The 20,403-nt window shown below is 40.1% G+C and carries 17 protein-coding genes; 7 read left to right on the top strand and 10 right to left on the bottom strand.

Going from position 1 to position 20,403, the window contains the following annotated elements; translation table 11 throughout:
• Positions 1-1,081 (bottom strand): M20/M25/M40 family metallo-hydrolase (locus tag ACSLUK_RS16780; protein ID WP_448549877.1); only part of this gene is annotated, 1,081 nt, incomplete at its 3' end.
• Positions 1,082-1,191: 110 nt separating this feature from the next.
• Complete coding sequence (locus ACSLUK_RS16775; RefSeq protein WP_448549875.1) at positions 1,192-3,372, bottom strand: M4 family metallopeptidase; 2,181 nt, start codon at positions 3,370-3,372, stop codon at positions 1,192-1,194.
• A gap of 536 nt (positions 3,373-3,908) precedes the next feature.
• On the opposite strand from ACSLUK_RS16775, the gene ACSLUK_RS16770 reads away from it, so the two are divergent.
• From ACSLUK_RS16770 to pepE, 3 genes are all read left to right on the top strand, one after another.
• Positions 3,909-5,999 (top strand): PKD domain-containing protein, encoded by a 2,091-nt coding sequence (locus ACSLUK_RS16770; protein ID WP_448549873.1) that lies wholly within the window; start codon positions 3,909-3,911, stop codon positions 5,997-5,999.
• Positions 6,000-6,425: 426 nt separating this feature from the next.
• Entirely contained in the window at positions 6,426-6,833 is a 408-nt protein-coding gene (locus ACSLUK_RS16765) for a type II toxin-antitoxin system HicB family antitoxin (protein WP_448549871.1), read from the top strand.
• A 104-nt stretch (positions 6,834-6,937) separates the two neighbouring features.
• The gene (gene pepE, locus ACSLUK_RS16760; protein WP_448549869.1) at positions 6,938-7,645 is read left to right on the top strand and encodes a dipeptidase PepE; all 708 of its coding nucleotides are present in this window, start codon (positions 6,938-6,940) and stop codon (positions 7,643-7,645) included.
• Positions 7,646-7,724: 79 nt separating this feature from the next.
• Here the strand turns inward: pepE and bioD are convergent, their stop codons facing one another.
• From bioD to bioB, 4 genes are read right to left on the bottom strand one after another with little or no spacing between them, the layout of a single operon-like run.
• Positions 7,725-8,393 (bottom strand): dethiobiotin synthase, encoded by a 669-nt coding sequence (gene bioD / locus ACSLUK_RS16755; protein ID WP_448549867.1) that lies wholly within the window; start codon positions 8,391-8,393, stop codon positions 7,725-7,727.
• Positions 8,394-8,398: 5 nt separating this feature from the next.
• Positions 8,399-9,184 (bottom strand): malonyl-ACP O-methyltransferase BioC, encoded by a 786-nt coding sequence (gene bioC / locus ACSLUK_RS16750; RefSeq protein ID WP_448549865.1) that lies wholly within the window; start codon positions 9,182-9,184, stop codon positions 8,399-8,401.
• Positions 9,172-10,338 (bottom strand): 8-amino-7-oxononanoate synthase, encoded by a 1,167-nt coding sequence (gene bioF, locus ACSLUK_RS16745; RefSeq protein ID WP_448549863.1) that lies wholly within the window; start codon positions 10,336-10,338, stop codon positions 9,172-9,174. Before bioF ends, bioC begins: the two co-directional genes overlap by 13 nt.
• A gap of 2 nt (positions 10,339-10,340) precedes the next feature.
• Positions 10,341-11,417 (bottom strand): biotin synthase BioB, encoded by a 1,077-nt coding sequence (bioB, locus tag ACSLUK_RS16740; protein ID WP_448549861.1) that lies wholly within the window; start codon positions 11,415-11,417, stop codon positions 10,341-10,343.
• A gap of 100 nt (positions 11,418-11,517) precedes the next feature.
• On the opposite strand from bioB, the gene bioA reads away from it, so the two are divergent.
• Complete coding sequence (gene bioA / locus ACSLUK_RS16735; RefSeq protein ID WP_448549859.1) at positions 11,518-12,816, top strand: adenosylmethionine--8-amino-7-oxononanoate transaminase; 1,299 nt, start codon at positions 11,518-11,520, stop codon at positions 12,814-12,816.
• Between the two features lie 25 nt (positions 12,817-12,841).
• Here the strand turns inward: bioA and ACSLUK_RS16730 are convergent, their stop codons facing one another.
• Positions 12,842-13,198 carry a hypothetical protein gene (locus ACSLUK_RS16730; RefSeq protein ID WP_448549856.1) on the bottom strand — a complete coding sequence of 119 codons (357 nt, stop codon included), beginning with the start codon at positions 13,196-13,198 and terminating at the stop codon, positions 12,842-12,844.
• 149 nt (positions 13,199-13,347) lie between these two features.
• Between ACSLUK_RS16730 and asnS the strand changes: the two genes are divergently transcribed.
• The gene (asnS, locus tag ACSLUK_RS16725; RefSeq protein ID WP_448549854.1) at positions 13,348-14,748 is read left to right on the top strand and encodes an asparagine--tRNA ligase; all 1,401 of its coding nucleotides are present in this window, start codon (positions 13,348-13,350) and stop codon (positions 14,746-14,748) included.
• A gap of 117 nt (positions 14,749-14,865) precedes the next feature.
• Here asnS and ACSLUK_RS16720 read toward each other — a convergent pair whose 3' ends face one another.
• Together ACSLUK_RS16720 and ACSLUK_RS16715 are read right to left on the bottom strand one after the other, a co-directional pair.
• Positions 14,866-15,417: an NAD(P)H nitroreductase gene (locus ACSLUK_RS16720; protein WP_448549852.1), complete on the bottom strand. Its 552-nt coding sequence runs from the start codon at positions 15,415-15,417 to the stop codon at positions 14,866-14,868.
• Positions 15,418-15,433: 16 nt separating this feature from the next.
• On the bottom strand, positions 15,434-16,132 hold the full coding sequence (locus ACSLUK_RS16715; RefSeq protein WP_448549850.1) for an HvfX family Cu-binding RiPP maturation protein: 699 nt from the start codon (positions 16,130-16,132) through the stop codon (positions 15,434-15,436).
• 169 nt (positions 16,133-16,301) lie between these two features.
• Here ACSLUK_RS16715 and sppA point away from each other — a divergent pair, with 169 nt between their 5' ends.
• Both sppA and ansA read left to right on the top strand, forming a co-directional pair.
• Positions 16,302-18,161, top strand: a complete 1,860-nt coding sequence (gene sppA / locus ACSLUK_RS16710) for a signal peptide peptidase SppA (protein WP_448549847.1) — start codon at positions 16,302-16,304, stop codon at positions 18,159-18,161.
• A 45-nt stretch (positions 18,162-18,206) separates the two neighbouring features.
• The gene (gene ansA, locus ACSLUK_RS16705) at positions 18,207-19,211 is read left to right on the top strand and encodes an asparaginase (protein ID WP_448549845.1); all 1,005 of its coding nucleotides are present in this window, start codon (positions 18,207-18,209) and stop codon (positions 19,209-19,211) included.
• Positions 19,212-19,229: 18 nt separating this feature from the next.
• Here ansA and ACSLUK_RS16700 read toward each other — a convergent pair whose 3' ends face one another.
• Positions 19,230-20,330 carry an ABC transporter substrate-binding protein gene (locus ACSLUK_RS16700; protein WP_448549843.1) on the bottom strand — a complete coding sequence of 367 codons (1,101 nt, stop codon included), beginning with the start codon at positions 20,328-20,330 and terminating at the stop codon, positions 19,230-19,232.
• Positions 20,331-20,403 lie beyond the last annotated feature (73 nt).

The following is a 20,403-nucleotide window of genomic DNA, read 5'->3' as shown; positions in this document are numbered from 1 at the left end:
TATCGATCAATTGCGTCATGAATGTGTTTTGTGCACTATTGGTATAATCCGTCATAAACACAATATCTTTATTAGAAGTCCCTTTATACCCTGACATATCAAATTGTGCGACGCCTATAACCTGCTTACCTTGAGATTTATAAGCTTGTGCGATATCACCGGAACCTCTTAGGCCAACTTCTTCCGCAGCATAGCCTATAAATTTGACGGTACGCTTGGGTTTAAATTCGCTCGCAACTATCGCACGAAGAGTTTCAGTTAGTACCGCAATCCCCGAGGCATTATCATCTGCGCCAGGCGCCTGCCCACCGGCTGGGTTTGAAAGATTGATCGAATCCAAATGACCACCAACAATAACGATTTCTTCACTATTGGTTGTCCCCGTAACCGTTGCAACAACTGAAGATTGTTGCCATGAATGGTTATATAACTCAACACTAATGTCGTTTCGCGAATTCGCAATTGACGTCCAATGATCTTTTAACCAAATCGCAGCTTGTTGCCCTGTCGTGCTAGTGTAGTAACGATTATGATAACCACTTAATGTGTTAACGGTGGTAGCCAAGTTTGCTGAAGATAACTCATTTAGTAGTGAGTTAACCCCTTGCGGATTATCGATGGTGTAGTTAATTAGTGACTGCGTTGCAGAAATGCTAGCGGCTTTTTTTGTGTATTTTAGTGCTTCGGCCAGAGAGTTGTGAAAGATAAAACCACCGCAGCGCTTAAAGTTGTCATGCATGAACTCACTTAACTTAGCTAAAGCAGACTTATCAATACTTACGACATTAACTGCTTGACCGGAAAAGGCTGAATTGTTGTCTAATTCTGTGTGTTTAATGTGTTGTATCTGTTGAATATTGTTGAAGGCAAACGGTACAGAAGTCATTTTGTCTACTAAACTGACCGCGTCATTGCCAATAGATATCCACACTTCCTCCTTGCTACTATCACTTGATATTTTCTTATTTACTTTTTGCTGATTAATTTTCTGTGATTCTAAAGGTTTATCAGCATTTAGCGCCAATAATGGCACGGAAACTGACAAACCAATCACAAGTGTGCCGATCGATAGTTTTTTCATGTTGATTCTTCTATGTAAATTTGAACGGAGTTTCGCTAGACGTGTTTGAACTACGTGTAGCGTCGAAAAAGAGGGACAAAAGTCCCTCATTTATCCTTAGAATTGCAGAATTACGGATTTGCGTTGATATTCAGTGTAACGCCACTTGCTGCGCTGTATCCTCGAATGTCAACGTGCCAAGTGCCCGCAGCTGGGTTGGTAAATGTACAAGTTTCTTGGTTACCATATTTGTACGGACGACAGTCGTAGTTACTGGTTGTTGATTCCGAACCATGGGTCACATACAAGTCAGCATCACCTGAGCCACCAGAAATGGTAACTGTGAGTGAGGAATAACCCGTTTGCAAATCAACTGTTTCTCTATACCACTTACGTCTTTCAATCGAAATATCATTAGTCGTACGATCAATGGGATCTACACTACCCTCCGCATAACTACCCGTTAATGACACTCCGCTAATAGCATTCCACGCTTCTACCATTACATAATAAGTACCCGCTTGAATCGACGTGATATCACAAGTTTCATTACTCGTAGAACTGGTACTGTCACAATCAAAATCGTTTAACGTAGGTTTAGCACCATATTTAACATACAAGTCTGCGTCGCCACTACCGCCAGTTGTTGTGAAACTAAGGCTTGTAGCCGTTGCAGGTACTTCTAATTTATAGAACATTTGATCTTTTGACGCACCCGAGATTCCGGTTACAGGAACGTTATTTTGTAATTCAGTAACGGTATCTGGCGTCCCACAACTACTACCAGAACTTACATTTGAATTTACCCCTACTGTGGCTAAGGCTGCTTTTACATCATCAGTGTCATAACCAAGATCACAGGCTGCATCCATAGCACCGTTACCTGCCTGATCCCAATTAGTGTTTGACGTCCAGTAGCTCTTATTTGCGTTTGTCATGACTTCAAATGCTTTTTTAGTATTCCAGCCAGAGGTAGTGGCTAATAAATAAAACGCTCTATTAAACACACCTGAGCTATAGTGTACGTCCATACCTGAAGAGTAATCAGACTGGTGGCCGATAGAACGACCATCTTGTGTTGGATCATCCATGTAACGAAGCGCGCCATTGCCTTTGAATATTTGCTCCCCTACTTTCCAGTCGTTTGATCCTGTCATGTAAAATTCAGCCGCTTCACCTGACATGTCAGAGTACGACTCGTTTAGTCCCCCCGATTTTCCTGAATAGACTAATCCAGAATTTTGTTCGGTAAAGCCATGTGACACCTCATGAGCGGAAACATCTAGGCTTACTAATGGATAAAAAGTACTTTGCCCATCACCGAACGTCATTTGAGATCCATCCCAAAACGCGTTTTCATAATTATTTGAATAATGAACGCGCATGGTTAATTGAAAAGTTAATGGCGCTGCGCCAAACCAATCATTAAACATGTTAAAAACAACATTGCCAAAATAATGGGCATCGTTTAGTGGTGAGTATGCGCCGTTAATTTCTTTTGTGGTGTTTTCTGGACAGGTAAAGCTAAAGGCTGTAGAGCCACTGGTGCCATGATTCAAGTTCACTGTTTTGACATTTGAATTTGTCATTGTGCAGTTGTTACCGGACTGATTCACATCGAGGTGGCCATAATCCGTACCGTAAAAATACTTTCCAGTTTTTTGGTTACCACCTGGACCAGTCGCGTCTGCTGTTTGTAGATTGTTAAAGTGATGCAACACTTCGCCAGTATGCGCATCAATAATGTAGTACGGCCGTGCTGGTTCGTCACCATATTCAACAAAACTCACTTCGTACACTAATCTCGCTACGTCATTTTCATCCTGCCAAATTGATAATACTGACGATTCATTCGCTATTTCTACGATGCTTCGAGAAAGTGCTGCACCATGGCTGAGTTCTTTAGCAGACTGTAAGGCATTGTCAGCTGAGATTGACGGTGTTGTTGTAGTAATGTCTTGTGAGATTTTGTCAAGAATTGAGCCATGCGCATGTTTAAATTTACCATTTCTGGTAATAGATATAATCGCATCGTCATTTATCACAGGAAGATCATGATAACGCTGTTGATAACGAAACGTTTGGTCACCATTACGAATTGTAATTTTTCTCTTTTCTTTAAGGCTACTGCCAGCCTCTAGTCGAATCAAGTCACTTGGTGCAGCAGATATTAACGATGGATTACTTTGAGCAATAGTTGCAATCGCATTGTTTTGTTCACTAAGTAGTTTTCGTTCCGCAGCGTTGGCACTAGTTGCAGATAAAACAGCCATTGCAACGGCACTTATCATGATCGCTTTATTTTGTTTCATTTTTCTACCTTAAAATTATGTTTCTTATAGACGTGTAATAAACGTCTGCAGTTGAAATTCATCCGTAAATTCCAATTACTGTGTGATTGCCGAGCTGCTAATCACTCAGTAATAAAACCAAAATGTACGAACATAATGTTGATAGTAATGCGTAAATCTATCTTACTTACCTTTGCAGGAAATCAGTTGTGAAGCGAAGTCGTACCTCACATCCTGTTAACAACTATTAACATTTAATTAAACCTAGAACACGCTATTTGAAATTGCAAATTAATCTGAAAAAATTTTACAGAGAATAAAGTGAGAACACGGAACAGCTGTTTTACCTTACTTAAACAACAACTTAATGCTGATTTAAAAGCTCATCCACCGATAGAACAGAAGTTTTTCATACAGAATTTTATTTATATTTGTAAAAATTATGTTGTTTTATTGTTTATGTACTAACCTTTTTATCGCGACCATTTAAACATCTTGTTTACATTGGATGTGATGGAAGCATCACAAATTTCACACATCATTAAGGGAGGTAAATCATGGTTAGATATGGATGTATTTTAATATCACTCATTATTAGTTTAATGAGCCATGCTTCAGTTAAGAACGTAAACGATAATCCGGTGATAATTGCTGACACCATCAATAAGTCACTTTCATTAGCACCTATTCAATCGCTAGTGCAAGGAGAAGACACTTCAAATGAAATTGTCGTTTCTCATGCAGGTGCGGCGTTTATTAAAGTACACTTTGAATACTTTAATTTACCTGACGGCGCCTATGTTGTTGTTTCAGATCCACTAGGAAATGAAAGTTATACCTATGATGGTATTGCACACGACTCAGCTACATTCAGTGGAAATGACGGAGAAAATGGATTAAATCAATTTTCAGCTATGTCTATCTTTGGTGATACTGCCATCGTCAAATTAATCATGCCGCCAGATGCAAATTGGCAATCGAAGCACGGTATTAAGATCGATCGTATTAATGCGGGTTTTACTACCGCTATTAATCCCATAGATAAAACGAATGTTGCAGCACCTGAGTCAACCTGCGGTGTAAACGAACGAAAGGATGTCGCTTGTTGGGTAACGAGCCACCCAGTTGAGTACGAACGTACGCGACCTGTCGCTCGTCTTTTAATGTCAGGAAGTGGGTTGTGCACTGGCTGGCGTGTAGGTAGCGAAAACTACATGTTTACTAACAACCATTGTGTCGAAACACAGAGCGAATTGAGTAATACAGAAGTATGGTTTAATTATCAAAATACAACTTGCGGTGGCAGTACTAAGGCAGGCACAGTAAAAGTAACGGGTAAAGACTTGTTCAAAACAGACTATGATTTGGATTACACCCTATTCTCTGTAAACAACTTTGACACAATCGAAAGCTTTGGCAATTTTGGAATAGAAACACGCTTACCTACATTAGGCGAGCTTATTTATATCGCACAACATGGTTCAGGTAACCCTAAAGAACTTGCAATCGAAAGCGACCAAAATACAAATGGTCATTGTCAGATTGATATCGCTACGACAAATGGCAGAGGCACAAATACCGATACAGGCTATTTTTGTGACACCATTGGCGGTTCATCAGGCTCACCGGTAATAGCAAGTAGTTCAAACAAAGTTATCGCGCTACATCACTTTGGTGGCTGTGAAAACCAAGGTGTTCAAATGTATAAAATCTGGCCACAAGTATCTAGTTACTTTGGAGGTACGCCCCCTAATGGAGATGGTGGTTCAGGCAACCAAAATATACCTCCATCAGCACAGGCATCAATCAACTGTTCAGGTTTAGTCTGTAGTTTCGACGGAAGTAGTTCGCAAGATACCGATGGTACAATCACAAGTTACCAATGGAACTTTGGTGACGGCTCTAGTTCGACTGGAATCAATGCCAACCATTCATATGCCGCGTCTGGAACATATAATGTTTCATTAACTGTTACCGACAATGAAGGGGCGACGAATGTTGACTCACAAAGCATTAGTGTGAGTGATGGTAGTTCGAGTAACGAATTGCAATCAGGCGTTCCTGTTGCAAACCTTGCTGGTAGTAAAGACGAGATCTTAAACTTCTACATTAATGCGACTGAAGCAAATAGTATCGTAGAAATCAACATTGATGGAGGAACGGGAGATGCAGATCTTTATGCTCGATTAGGCACTGAACCATCAAAATCAGACTATGATTGTCGCCCATACAAGAATGGCAATACCGAAAGCTGCACGTTAACAGTAAACAACCCTGATACGGTATTTGTATCACTTATAGGTTATACAGATTTCAGTGGTGTCACTTTAACTGCCAATGTAACAGTCGGTAACGACAATGGTTTTCCCAAAGCAAACTTAACTGCAAACAAAGGTGACTGGCTTAGGTTTACCTATGTAGTTCCGGCTAATCAATCTCAGATTACGGTGAATATGAGTGGAGGAACGGGAGACAGTGATTTATATGTTAAAAAAACAGTACAGCCAACTAAAAATGATTGGGATTGCCGACCATACAAATTAGGCAACAACGAAACCTGCACACTTAATGTCGTAGTCGGTGAAGAAATTCATATTGGTCTACACGCCTATAGCGATTTTTCAGGTGTGTTGCTCAATGTAGAATAACAACATTCACAACAGATAGTATCACCACTTTTTCGACGTGGTGATGCTATTACAAGCCAACATATTGAGAACCATTTCAGGTTTAAACTTCATCAGAACGAATACCAATCAACGTATATTTCCAACGTTTAATCCTTTTCATCTTACAAATCTTTATCTCCTTATAGAGTTACTACAACTCTCTAGAAGGCCGATCATGTTGTTGGATATCCCTAATCGCTTATCCACACAAAACTGAGCTCAAGAGAATAAGTAAATACTCACACCACACCCAGATGGAGTTGTCAGAGTTATCACCACCGAATGATACAGGGTTAGCAGGGTTATTTCAATGCAAAACAATAGAGTTACCGGAGTTGTCTAGCTATTGACTGGCAGAGTTATCAGAGTTACCATGTGTTTTATTTAAAATATGAGGCGTGTTAGATGATTTATCCCGCAAAAATTACGCAAGAAAATGGCACTAACTTTGAGCTGTCTTTTCCTGATCTTCCCGGCTGTAAAACTACCGGGAGTATGGTTGAAGAAGTGATGAAAAATGCGCAACAAGCAATCGCCGATCACTTAAGTATATTGGCGGAATACGGCGAACCTATTCCTCACGCATCATCGATTGATAACTATCTAAATAATCAAATGACCAATGGTTGCACATGGGCATTGATAGAATTTGATATTCTTCCGTACTTAGGTAAGAGCCATAAAATCAATGTGACACTGCCTGAATTACTCATTAAACGTATTGATGATCGGGTAAGCAAATCCGAAACCTACAAAACTCGTTCTGGTTTTATTGCCAGCGCATGTCTTAATGAATTAAATAGAAAAAATTAGTGGTGCTTTAATACCAATCCGCATAAAGAATTTGATACGATTAACTATTCGAACACAGCTTAAGCGTGCGCTAAAAATTAAACAATACAATAGGTTTTATAACAATGACAGAAAAGCAATTACTATTACTAAGTAGTTCGCGTGTAGGGAGTACTGAATATCTTTCTCACGCATTGCCAATGATTTCGGAACATCTAAATAACATTAAAGAAATACTATTTGTTCCTTTTGCAGGTGTTACCATAAGCTACGATGAGTACTTGGAACGTGTACAGAACGCCCTATCACCTCTAGATATTACGGTTAAAGGCTTGCATCAATTTGAGGACAAGCGTTCTGCGATACAAAACGCAAGTGCAATTCTAGTTGGTGGAGGTAATACGTTTCATCTATTACACGAACTGTATAAATATGAGTTAGTCGATACAATTAGAGAGCAAGTAAATGCGGGAACGCCATACATTGGCTGGAGCGCTGGTTCTAATATTGCTGGACTATCCATTAAGACTACAAATGACATGCCAATCATTGAGCCACCAAGCTTTGATGCGCTCAAACTGGTTAACGTCCAACTCAATCCACATTACACCGACTTCAATCCCCCAGGATTTAATGGCGAAACGCGTGAACAGCGATTAGCAGAATTCATGGTGGTTAATAGTGAAACGCCTATTATTGGTATTGTGGAAGGAACTGCGCTTAAAGTCACTGGCGAGGAAATTAAACTGATAGGTGGTGAGCAAGGATTTGTATTTAAGGGCGGCAACAAAACTACTGTAGAAAGTGGTTCGGTAGTTGATCACTTGCTATAACGGAATCATAACTACAAACCCAATAAAAACGGCACCTACTACAAGTGCCGTTTTTATTATTAAAATACGCGCGTGTACGTCACAGTATAACGCTGGTGTTAATTTGATCCGCGACTTTCTTAATGTCAGGTTCAAACATCGTTCGCCCAATGAACGGACAAGCTAACAATGTTCTCAACTGTTCAATATTGTCCTCTAAATAAGGCATGTCATGTTGTATATTTGCAAACCAACCACAAATAGATAGACCATCACGTTGAATTGCCTCTGCAGTTAATAGCGCATGATTAAGACAACCTAGCTTCATATTAACAACCAAAATGACTGCTTGATGAGTTTCCTGCGCAAGCTCTGACAAGTATCGACTATTTCCTAAAGGCAAGCGCCAACCACCAGCGCCTTCAGTCACGATAACGTCTGCATTTTTTGCCACTAGTTGCTGATAGTGCTTTATCAAATCATTAACTTCTATTGACACGCCTTGTTGTTGAGCGGCGATATGCGGTGCAATCGGCTGCTCAAAAGCGATGGGATTAATACTGTTATAGCTTTGCTCCGCGTTTGCAATATCCATCAAGAGTTTTGCGTCTTCGTTTATCAACTCTCCATTTACCAGCTCACACCCCGCAGAAACCGGTTTAAATACCGCTACTTTATTGCCAGTTTGTGTTAATTTATACACAAGAGCTTGAGCAAAATGTGTTTTGCCTGCATCAGTGTCCGTTGCAGTAATAAATAGTCTTTTCATAGATCTTAGTTGTTTAACTTCACAGCCATCCCAGAAAACACACGATATGTTGCCGGATATATATTGTTAGGTTCTAAAAAGTCTTTATAACTTTCTGTCATCTGCAGCCACTTAGCACGCCCGCCCAATCCTTTGTTTTGCTTTTTAACTACACGCGTAGCACCTAGCCCTTTTAACTCATGAACCAAATGTAAAACATTCTCGTATTCAAGCACTACGTCCTGAACATTATGTTCTAGTAGTTTGGCATTTGTAGAATCGAATTTGTTTACCATGTCGACTTCTGATTTAAAATCGATTACATGCTTATCATCGTCCACTTGCGCCCAAGAAGATTTAAGCTCAAACAAGGTACCATCTACTAATGTAGTAAATATGAACAACCCGCCAGGTTTTAATACACGGAATATCTCAGCTAAAACTGAATCTAGCGGCTCACACCATTGAATAACCAAATTAGAATAAATCAAATCAAGAGAATTCGTTTGAAATGGTAGCTTAAAAGCGTCAGCCTCTAACCAAGAAATTTCCTGGCTTCGGCTTTCCTGGGCAAATTTTAACATTTTAGTTGAAATGTCTAGGCCCATAACGAGCTGATAGCGCGTCGCCAAAATATCGGTAAAAAAGCCCGTACCAGATCCAAGATCTAATACTTTTAAATCGTTTCTGTTAGGTAACCATGGCATTAAATGCTTACCACTGTATCGTTGTAAACGCGCAGAAACATCATATGAACGGCTTGCAGAACCAAATGTTTTAGCAATTTTATAGCGATGGACTAAGTCCGGCATTTATGTAAAACCTCTTGTAAACTTTCTACCAAGTGCTTGATATCTTCATCTTTATGCGCGCTCGTTACTGTAACGCGTAACCTAGATGTGTTAATTGGAACAGTGGGCGGCCTAATTGCTGTTAGCCAAATTCCATGTTCTTCTCTCAATCTTTCTGCAACATTCAATGCAAGAGATTCTTCACCTAAAACCATTGCATGTATTGATGATTGCGAAGGTATCAATTTAATACTCTTATCTAGCGAAGAAGAAAATAATTGGCTCAGATAATCTATTTTCTCACGTCGCCACTGTTCTTTTTGTATTATGTCTATGCTTTTACTTGTCGCCCAAGCAATCGCCGGTGACATTGCAGTAGAATAAATATAATGTCGACAAAAATTCACTAAATATTCATGAATTTCATCATTACACGCAACGAATGCACCGCTTGTCGCAATAGCTTTACCGAATGTCGCCATAATAATGTCAATGTTGGGCTCACTAGCAACACTGCCTTGGCCCATATCACCTTTAACACCAATCGCGTGCGCATCGTCAATGTACAATCCGGCATTGTGTCTTTTGGCCGCATTTGCGAGCGCACTATAATTTGCTTCGTCACCGTCCATGCTAAAAACACCTTCAGACACAATTAGCTTAACGTCTTGATCTAGTTTTTCCAGCTGGCTATTTAAATGACCTTCGTCGTTGTGACGAAAACGCTTGATGTTGGCACCACTGGCAAGCGCTCCATCAATCAATGAGGCATGAGACAACTTATCCAAACAAAAAGCGGTATTTGTGCTACCTAGCGATTCCAATACGCCGTAATTTGCACTAAAGCCACTGCCAAAAAGTAAACATTTAGGCTTTCCTAGCCATTGGCATATCTGTTCTTCTAAATGTTGGTGAGCAAAATGGTAACCCGTAACCAAACTTGAAGCACTTGAACATACACCAAACTTGTCCACACCTTCCTCTAACGCCTTGTTAATTAAGGGGTGTTGATTCAATCCTAGATAATCGTTTGACGAAAAGTTTAGGTAGCGCTTTCCGTCGATAATAATGTGTCGTGCATCTTGATTTTCAACACTGCGTCGACTGCGATAAAGGTTTAAGTCACGTTGTTTTTGTACTTTGTGGCTAAAACTTGAGCAGTCGAATGCTGTCATTTCTAGTTGGCCGCATCGTAAAACAAATCAGCATTTTGGTTATTAACCATAGCAGTTTTTAACGCCATTGACTCCTGTGCTTCGTCAATATTGTTATCAATCGTCTCGGTATTAATACCAAGTTTCTTAAATAGCAGAATGTCTTGATTTGTTTCAGGGTTCGCAGCTGTTAATAATTTACAACCGTAAAATATCGAATTCGCCCCTGCTAAGAAACATAAAGACTGCATTTCTTCGTTCATAGCTTCACGGCCAGCAGATAAGCGAACGTGACTCATTGGCATCATGATGCGTGCCACGGCGATGCAACGGATAAAATCAAACGAATCTAAGTCTTCAACATCAGACAATGGCGTACCATCAATTTTAACGAGCATATTAATTGGTACACTTTCTGGCTGCGGTGACAAGTTAGCAAGTTGTACTAACAATGAGGCACGATCATTTGCTTGCTCGCCCAAACCTACTATTCCACCACTACATACTTTCATGCCAGCGCCGCGCACAGCGTCAAGCGTATCTAAACGATCTTGATAAGTACGAGTCGTAATGATCTGGTTATAATGTTCAGGTGACGTATCAAGGTTGTGGTTATAGTAATCTAAGCCTGCTTCTTGTAGTTGTCCTGCTTGATCTGGTGACAACATGCCCAATGTCATACAAGTTTCTAGGCCAAGTGATTTAACACCTTTAACCATCTCAAGTACGTATGGCATGTCACGCTCTTTGGGATTACGCCACGCTGCCCCCATACAAAAGCGTGTAGACCCCTGCGCTTTTGCCTGTTGAGCAGCTTCGAGTACCTTTTCAACTTCCATCAAACGTTCTTTTTCGATATCAGTTTTGTAACGAGCGCTTTGTGAACAGTACTTACAATCTTCCGGACAAGCACCTGTTTTTATTGAAAGCAAAGTGCTCACCTGTACTTCATTAGCATTAAAATGCTGACGATGAACAGTTTGTGCCTTGAACATTAGATCGTTAAAGGGCAAATCAAATAATGCTTGAACTTCTTTCGTCGTCCAATTGTGACGAACATTGGCATTATCAACGGCTTGATTTGTTGATGATTGAGACATGTAACTTACCCTTTAAATAAAATTGAAACATAAAAACTAAAAGAGTAGTCTATGCCGCACGTAAGATATGTCAACAAACAAACACAACCAAAGTTAACAAATGAACAAAATAACACCAAAAATGCTCGATTTTGACCGTGAAAATATATGGCACCCTTATACGTCAATGGAAAATCCATTGCCTTCTTATCCGGTTGAATCCGCTAGTGGTGTATATATTCATCTAACGACAGGTGAAAAATTAATTGATGGTATGTCTTCATGGTGGTCGGTGTTACACGGCTATAACCACCCCGCTCTTAATCAAGCGCTCTTAGCGCAAGTAGATAAAGTATCACATGTTATGTTTGGTGGTTTAACCCATCAACCTGCAATCTCATTATGTGAGAAATTGATCTCGCTAACTCCAAAGGGATTAGACAAAGTGTTTTTGTCAGACAGTGGCTCAGTTGCAGTAGAAGTAGCGATCAAAATGGCTATTCAATACTGGTACGCAAAAGGGAAAAAACAAAAGCATAAACTGATGACAGTTAGAAATGGCTATCATGGTGACACGTTTGCAGCAATGTCAGTCTGTGACCCGGTGACTGGTATGCATCAGTTATTTGATTCAGTATTAATGCAGAACATATTCGTTCCAGCCCCTAATTGTGACTTTTATCAAGAGTGGCAACCCGACGCAACAGCAGAGCTAGAACAATATTTTGCCCAGCATCATGAACAACTCGCCGCATTTATTATTGAACCTATCGTACAAGGTACTGGAGGAATGCGTTTTTACCATCCTAACTACCTAAAAAAAGTACGAGAATTATGTACACACTATGATGTGCTGTTTATTGCAGATGAGATAGCGACTGGTTTAGGCCGAACAGGTAAATTATTTGCATGCGAGTGGGCTAATGTTTCTCCTGACATTATGTGCCTAGGAAAAACACTCACCGGCGGTTATCTCACGCTAGCGGCAACACTTTGTACCGATGAGGTTGCGAAAGTCATTAGCCAAAGTGAAGCCGGTTGCTTCATGCATGGCCCCACGTTCATGGGTAATCCACTTGCCTGTGCTGTTGCCAACGCTAGCATCGAGTTACTTATTAGTTCTGAATGGCAATCAACAGTTAAACATATCGAATCTGTGTTGAAAAACACATTGCTACCTTTAGATAAACATGAACGTGTTGCTTCAACACGCGTTTTAGGTTCAATAGGCGTTGTTGAAACCACAACCGCCGTAAATGTTGCTGAAATACAAAAGCACTTCGTTGAGCAAGGTGTTTGGATTAGGCCGTTTGGCAAACTGATTTATATTATGCCACCGCTTATTATCAACGATGTGCAAATCAAACATTTGGTAGAAAGTATTGAAAGTGCATTGGCGATACCACAGTGTTTTAGCTAACACCAATTCGCTGGATGGGGATTAACTAAGTGAAATCTCTTGCGATGTATATTATCCAACACACAACAATCGTAAATAATAACAAATAGTTATAGTGTTGGTTGTCGTCTTTCCGCCGAGACCTAAAATGATTGATGGTGATACTTAAATAACTGAGCAACGCACTAAACCATAGTATCACATAGAGATACCCGGTTAGCGGCGTTAGCCAGTAAGAACGAATCTCAATGTCATGATGACGCAATAAACCAAAATCATCGTCAGGTGCAGCGTAAAAAGACACAACCAAGCCTATAACGAACAACAGCCAGCCCGTTAGTGCGAGTGCCTTCATTATCAGCACTAGGTAATCTAAATTTTCACGTTTTCTGCGATTCAACATTTGTTAAACTACTTAAATTACACTGGTTAGTTTATATTTTACCTTCAAATTACCTTATTTTATTAACTTTTACTTGTTAAACGTAATTGTCGAGGTAACATATCAAGCCCTAAATTTAGAATAACACTTAATGACAAAGAGGTTGATAAATGTCAGTTATCGCAATTACTGATGTACTTGCAGGAAAGTACCCTGTAAATGAAGAAATAACCGTACACGGCTGGATCAGAACACGTCGTGATTCAAAAGCGGGTATTTCATTTTTAGCTATCCATGACGGATCATGTTTTGACGCAATTCAAGCAATCGTTCCTAATGAGTTAGATAATTATCAATCCGAAGTCCTTAAGTTAACCGCTGGTGCATCGGTAAAAGTAACAGGCCTCCTGGTAGAATCACCGGGCGACGGTCAATCATTCGAAATTCAAGTGTCAAATGTAGAAGTACTTGGTTTTGTTGAAGACCCTGATACTTATCCAATGGCAGCTAAACGCCACTCTCTGGAATACTTACGTGAGCATGCGCATTTGCGCCCACGTACGAATATTGGTGGTGCAGTAACGCGTGTAAGAAATACACTAGCACATGCAGTACATCGCTTTTTATACGAGCGTGGCTACATGTGGATAAGCACTCCATTAATCACAGGCAGCGACTGTGAAGGTGCTGGTGAAATGTTCCGTGTGAGTACGCTCGATTTAGAAAACTTACCGCGCACAGAAAAAGGCGATGTAGATTACAACGAAGATTTTTTTGGTAAAGAAACCTTCTTAACGGTATCTGGTCAACTAAATGTTGAAACCTATTGTAGTGCCCTATCTAAAGTTTACACGTTTGGCCCTACTTTCCGCGCAGAAAACTCAAACACGAGTCGTCACCTTGCAGAATTCTGGATGATTGAACCAGAAATCGCCTTTGCTGATTTATCCGATGCCGCTGATTTAGCTGAAGACATGTTGAAATACGTATTTAAAGCACTATTAGAAGAACGTGCAGACGATATGGCATTTTTCCAACAGCGTGTCGACAAAACAGTTATTGACCGTTTGAATTCTGTTATCAACAGTGAATTCGTACGTATGGATTACACCGACGCTATCGAAATTTTGAAAGGCTGTGGTAAAAAATTCGAAAATCCAGTGTCTTGGGGTATCGATCTTAACTCAGAGCACGAACGCTATTTAGCGGAAGAGCACGTTGGTGGACCAGTGGTACTGCAAAACTACCCTAAAGACATCAAGTCATTCTATATGCGCTTGAATGACGATGGTAAAACAGTAGCCGCAATGGATATTCTTGCACCGGGTATTGGTGAAATTATCGGTGGTAGCCAACGTGAAGAACGTTTAGATGTTTTAGATCAACGTTTAGCAGAAATGAATTTAGATCCTGTCGACTATAGCTGGTATCGCGACTTACGTCGTTACGGTACAGTTCCACATTCAGGGTTTGGGTTAGGCTTCGAACGTCTTGTTGCTTATGCTACAGGTGTACAAAACGTAAGAGATGTAATACCGTTCCCAAGAACACCGAATAGCGCAGCATATTAAACAAAACGCGCAACAATCCAGTGATAGAAAAGCCCTTAAGTTAAAGGGCTTTTTTGATCGATAAATTTGCTACCGTCATTGTTATAATGACAAATTTGATGGATTTGTTATGAATAGCTAGCGCAAATAACTCACATGTGGCGCAAATGCCCTACTTGGCTTTACTGGAAGTTGCTTTTGCATTGTGCCGATGTAAAGGAATCCAACAATGTCATTATGTGCTTCTATGTTCAACGCCATTTTCACGTTAGCATCGTAACTCATTGCGCCAGTACGCCACATTGCTCCATATCCTAACGCTGTTGCAGCCATCTGCATCGCGTGTACTGCACAGCCCGCCGCTATACTTTGTTCTATTTCAGGCACTTTGTCATGCGGTTGATACCGTGTACTAACCACGATAATCAACGGTGCACGATAAGGCATATTTTTAGCTTTTTGTATTTTCGTGTCATCACCGCCTGTAATCTCGACAGCTTCGCCAAAAATTAAGCTTAACTTATCAAGTCCAGCACCTGCCACTACATCAAAGTGCCAAGGCGTTAAACCAGCATGATCTGGAACGCGCATGCCAGCAGACAGTATCTGTTCAATTTGTTCTGACGCAGGCGCTGGCGTAGTTAATAACGGATTAGATTGTCGCGTGGTTAAAAATTTAATTATGTCCATTAATTCAAGAAAGTTACTACAACTTGTTCTCTAGTTTGGGTCGAATCCAATGATTATATAAGTAATAGTCAACACTAGTAAATCGTCCACCACCAATTCCTATTAAAACCAGCAACATAATAAAATAAGTCGACGCAAACTCAATCCCATTATTAAGCACGACGATATTGCCATTTTCATAAAGCCATTCAGTATTCCCGTTTTCGTCAAGAATTTCCTTCATTTTGTTTAAGCGCACGCGAGTTGCTTCGCTATTGCTAAGGCTAACTTTAGCTTGGTCTATACCGATCCAAGTAAGTACTTTTGCGGGACTAGCATCAACATTGGTAGGCGTAATTGCAAACCAGCCCTTATCTAAATGGACAGTGGTTGCTGCAACAACCATCGTAAATAACAACGGGATCGATACAAAGCGCGTTAACAAACCTACCAACAGTAACCAACCGCCAAAAAACTCAGTCCAAGCTGCCAAGTTTGCTAAAAGTTCTGGAAAAGGTAACCCCAACCCCCACTCACTATTGCCAAACCAATTGACGATGTCTTGACTGGCAAACAACTGGTTAAATCCACCAACATCTGGGTTGGACATATTCATTTTGCTGTAACCAGCAATAATAAATATTGGCGCAAGATATAGGCGTAATAATGTTGCCGATATCGATTTAACATGAAAAGAACGGTTGGCTAGCGAATGGTAAATATTAAATAACTTCATAAACGTCTATTTCTCATAAAATATGAAAGATAAGAACCCGATTCGAGCAACATAATTTCATTATCGTTGAAAATATGTATTTATTTACAATTTTATCTACTTTCTCGTGGCAATATTCAGTAGCATATACTTGTCTATATGTATAACCGCGGAATAGTTGTAATAGTATATGAGTGAAATTGAAGTAAAGCCAAAAGGACTTATGGCAAGATTATTTAGTTTGTTGAATACGCTAAGAAAAGTCATCATTAATTTTGTATTTTTCACAATCTTATTGTTATTTGTGATAGCCATAAGTGTTGAAGAAGAAGCTGTTGTTGTTCCTAACAGCGCAGCATTGGTATTAAATATTAAAGGTGACGTTGTAGAGCAAAAGTATGAAATTGATCCATTAGACAGCATCATGTCGGAAGCACTCGATCAAAAACCTGAACGGGTTGAAGTACTTCTGGAAGATATTGTCGATGTTATCGAACATGCTAAGAATGACGACAGAATCCCACTCATCGTATTAAAACTTGATGGCATGCGACGTAGCGGTCTTACTAAACTAAAAATAGTTGCCGAAGCACTACAAGATTTTAAAACATCAGGAAAAAAAGTTATCGCTATTGGCGATCAGTTTTCACAGAACCAGTATTACCTTGCAAGTTACGCCGACGAAGTCTGGATGAATCCAAATGGTTGGTTATTATTAGACGGCTACGGGCGATATCAACTTTATTTCAAATCAGCCATCGAAAAACTTGATATTAGCCAACATATATTCCGCGTAGGTACTTATAAGTCTGCTGTAGAACCCTATATGCGTGACAGCATGTCAGAAGAAGCGAAAGAAGCTAATCAGGCGTGGTTAAATGAACTATGGCAACAATATAAAGTAGATGTTGCACAGCAGCGTGAGTTTCCTGAGTCTAATTTCGACGAAACAACTGAGGCTATTGTTAAGAAGCTAGAAGCTACCGGTGGAGATGTAGCTAAATACGCATTAGACAATGGCTGGGTCGACCAACTTAAGACACGTGAGCAAATAATTGACAGCCTAGTGGATGAGGTGGGGCAATCAAAGAATGCAGACACGTACAGCCATATTGGGTTTAACGACTATTTACGCACAATTAAACCCCCTTTCCCATTACCAAAAGCGCCAGGTGATAAAGTTGCTATTGTCGTTGCAAAAGGCACGATATTAAACGGTACACAAAAACCGGGTAATATAGGTGGAGACAGTACAGCCAAGCTCTTACGTAAAGCCCGTAACGACGACCAAGTAAAGGCAGTTGTTTTACGAGTTGATAGCCCTGGTGGTAGCGCTTATGCCTCTGAAATTATACGTCAGGAAGTTGAATTACTGAAAAAAGCTGGCAAGCCAGTGGTTGCATCAATGGGTACATATGCTGCATCTGGCGGATATTGGATTTCAGCATCTGCAAATGAAATTTATGCTTCGCCAACAACTATTACGGGCTCTATTGGCATATTCGGCATGTTCATGACATTCGAAAATGTCTTAAGTAAGTTAGGCATCTATACTGACGGTGTGGGCACGACTGAGATGGCTGGTTTTGGCATTACGCGCCCTCTTCCTGACGGTATTGGTAGCATCATCCAAATGAACATCAATAAGGGTTATAGAGATTTTATTACCCTAGTCGCCACTAACCGCAACATGACACTGGAGCAAGCTGACAGTATTGCACAAGGGCGTGTGTGGACAGGCAAAAAAGCCGTTGAGTTAGGACTTGTCGATAAACTCGGTAATATTGATGACGCCGTTGACGCTGCTGCAAACTTGGCCGGACTTAAACATTATGATACTTGGCTGGTAGAAAAAGAAATGTCATCGACTGATGCATTTTTAAGACAGCTATTTAATACCGCTGAAAGTTATTTCCCTCAAGAAGAACTAACGACTACAGGCCCTATTCAAGGATTATTACTTCAACTTCAACAAGAACTCAATCATCTTGATAAGTTTAATGATCCCCAAGGCATTTACTCATTATGTTTGACATGTGAAATAAATTAACTATCTTATGCCCCGAAATTCGGGGCTTTTTATTAGTTGAACCATATGAAAAAGAAAATATACGTCGCATATACAGGCGGAACAATCGGTATGATGGCAAGTGAAGACGGTTATATCCCAATTAAAGGGCACCTTTCCGACTCAATCAACGCGATGCCAGACTTTCATCGCGAAGAAATGCCAGACTTTACAATTAATGAATACCGTCCGTTAATAGATTCATCCAATATGACGCCTAGTGATTGGCAACGTATTGCTGACGATATTTATCAAAAATATGATGACTACGATGGTTTTGTTGTTTTGCATGGTACAGATACCATGTCATACACAGCGTCCGCTTTGTCATTTATGTTCAAGAATTTATCTAAGCCTATCATAGTTACAGGGTCTCAAATCCCCTTTAGTCAATTACGCTCAGATGGACAGGTTAATTTATTAAACTCTCTGTACATAGCGGATAAATTCCCAATTAATGAAGTAAGTTTGTTCTTTAACAATAAACTGTTTAGAGGTAATCGCTCAATAAAAGCGTACGCGGATGGCTTTAATGCGTTTGATTCCCCTAACTTACCACCTTTGTTGGAAGCTGGGATCAACATTAAATTGGTTGAAGGTACATTAAACGAACAAAGAGAAGCGCCTTGCGAAGTGCTCAATATTACACCTCAACCTATTGGTGTTGTTCATTTATACCCTGGTATCAGTGTCCAAGTTATTGAAAACATTATTCAGCAACCAGTAAAGGCGTTAATTATACGCAGTTATGGCGTTGGTAATGCACCTCAAGATGAACAACTACTTGCATGTTTAAAGAAGGCGCATGACAACGGCATTGTTATCGTAAATTGTAGTCAGTGTATCAAAGGAACGGTTAATATGAGTGGCTACGCAACTGGCGCTTCCTTGAGTAAATGTGGTGTCATTAGTGGTGGTGATATGACGCTTGAAGCCACCTTAACCAAATTACATTATTTGCTAAGCCAAAATTACACCGTTGATAAAGTACGTGAATTAATAAAACAAAATTTACGTGGTGAGCTTTCATAGCATTCATCGTTTACTTCGTTATCTTTTTTGCTCGGTAATAGCGTTGATTTGCTCAACCACCAAAGAAAATTTGAAGCGATGAGCTGTTTTCTTTGGTGGGTGTAATAATGAGAATTTTTTAAAATCTACTAAGCTCCAATCAACCTGTTGGGCTAAAAAATCATATGAATCGATATTATCTGCCGTAATCACTTCCAAATAATATGGGGGCGTTCCGTCACCTTTAATAAACACAGGCTGGCCGCCATGATGATCATGTATTTTTATCAAAGCCCACGCTGCTTGCATAATGTGCCCTCCAACTGATGCTGTCATTTGGCCAGACTTAATTTTTTGTACAGCTTCACTCGTCCAATCAATTCCACCAGTAATGATGCGATTTTTTATTGGACTATGTAAACTTGAAGCAGAATCAAGTACGCCAAGCGCCATACCATCTGACGCGGTCCAAGCGATGTCGATTTCGCCATATCTACTAGCAAGTTGATGGATAATATCTCGACTGCGTTCCCTGCTCCATCCCCCTGGAACTACTTGCAATAGTTCTACATCTGGATATTGCGATAAGCTTTTAATGAAACCACCTACTCGTTGTTCAGATTCGCCACTAAAACTGCCCGAAATACCTATTGCTGTTAAAGAATCTTTATCTAATAAATGACTCGCTTTGGTAATTAGCGTATTAGCGAGAAGTAAGCCAGCATGTGTGTTGTCGTGGTAAACTTCACCTAGCCAGTATTGATAATTTTCTTGAGGAAATCCTACAACAGTTTGTTCGTCGTAATGTAAAGTTCGCTCCATCGTTATAAATGAAACCTTTGCCTTTTCCAAAACATCAAAAGAAACTTTAGCATTTCCCCCATAAGGCATGAGTACGACGTAATCAGGTTTTTGCTCTAAGAAAGCAAGCTGTTCGATTGTCTTGTGATTAAAGATACGATTGTCTCTACCGTAGACTACGCTCAATTCGATATTCAAATCATTGGCAGCGGCATACGCAATTGCCGTAACCCGATCCCAAAATGGTGTACCGGGTATGGAGGGATTTACAAGGGTTACTTTTAATGGCGTAGCTAACGCAGATAATGAAAACCACCAAAGTAAAAAGATTAATCTCATACTACCTCCCAAGACACGATGTAATACCAACCCGCATAAAGAACTCCTAAAGGGCGAGTTATAAAGGCTTATA

It is taken from the genome of Thalassotalea fusca, from assembly GCF_053485835.1.
This window is presented reverse-complemented; position numbering and strand designations above follow the sequence as displayed.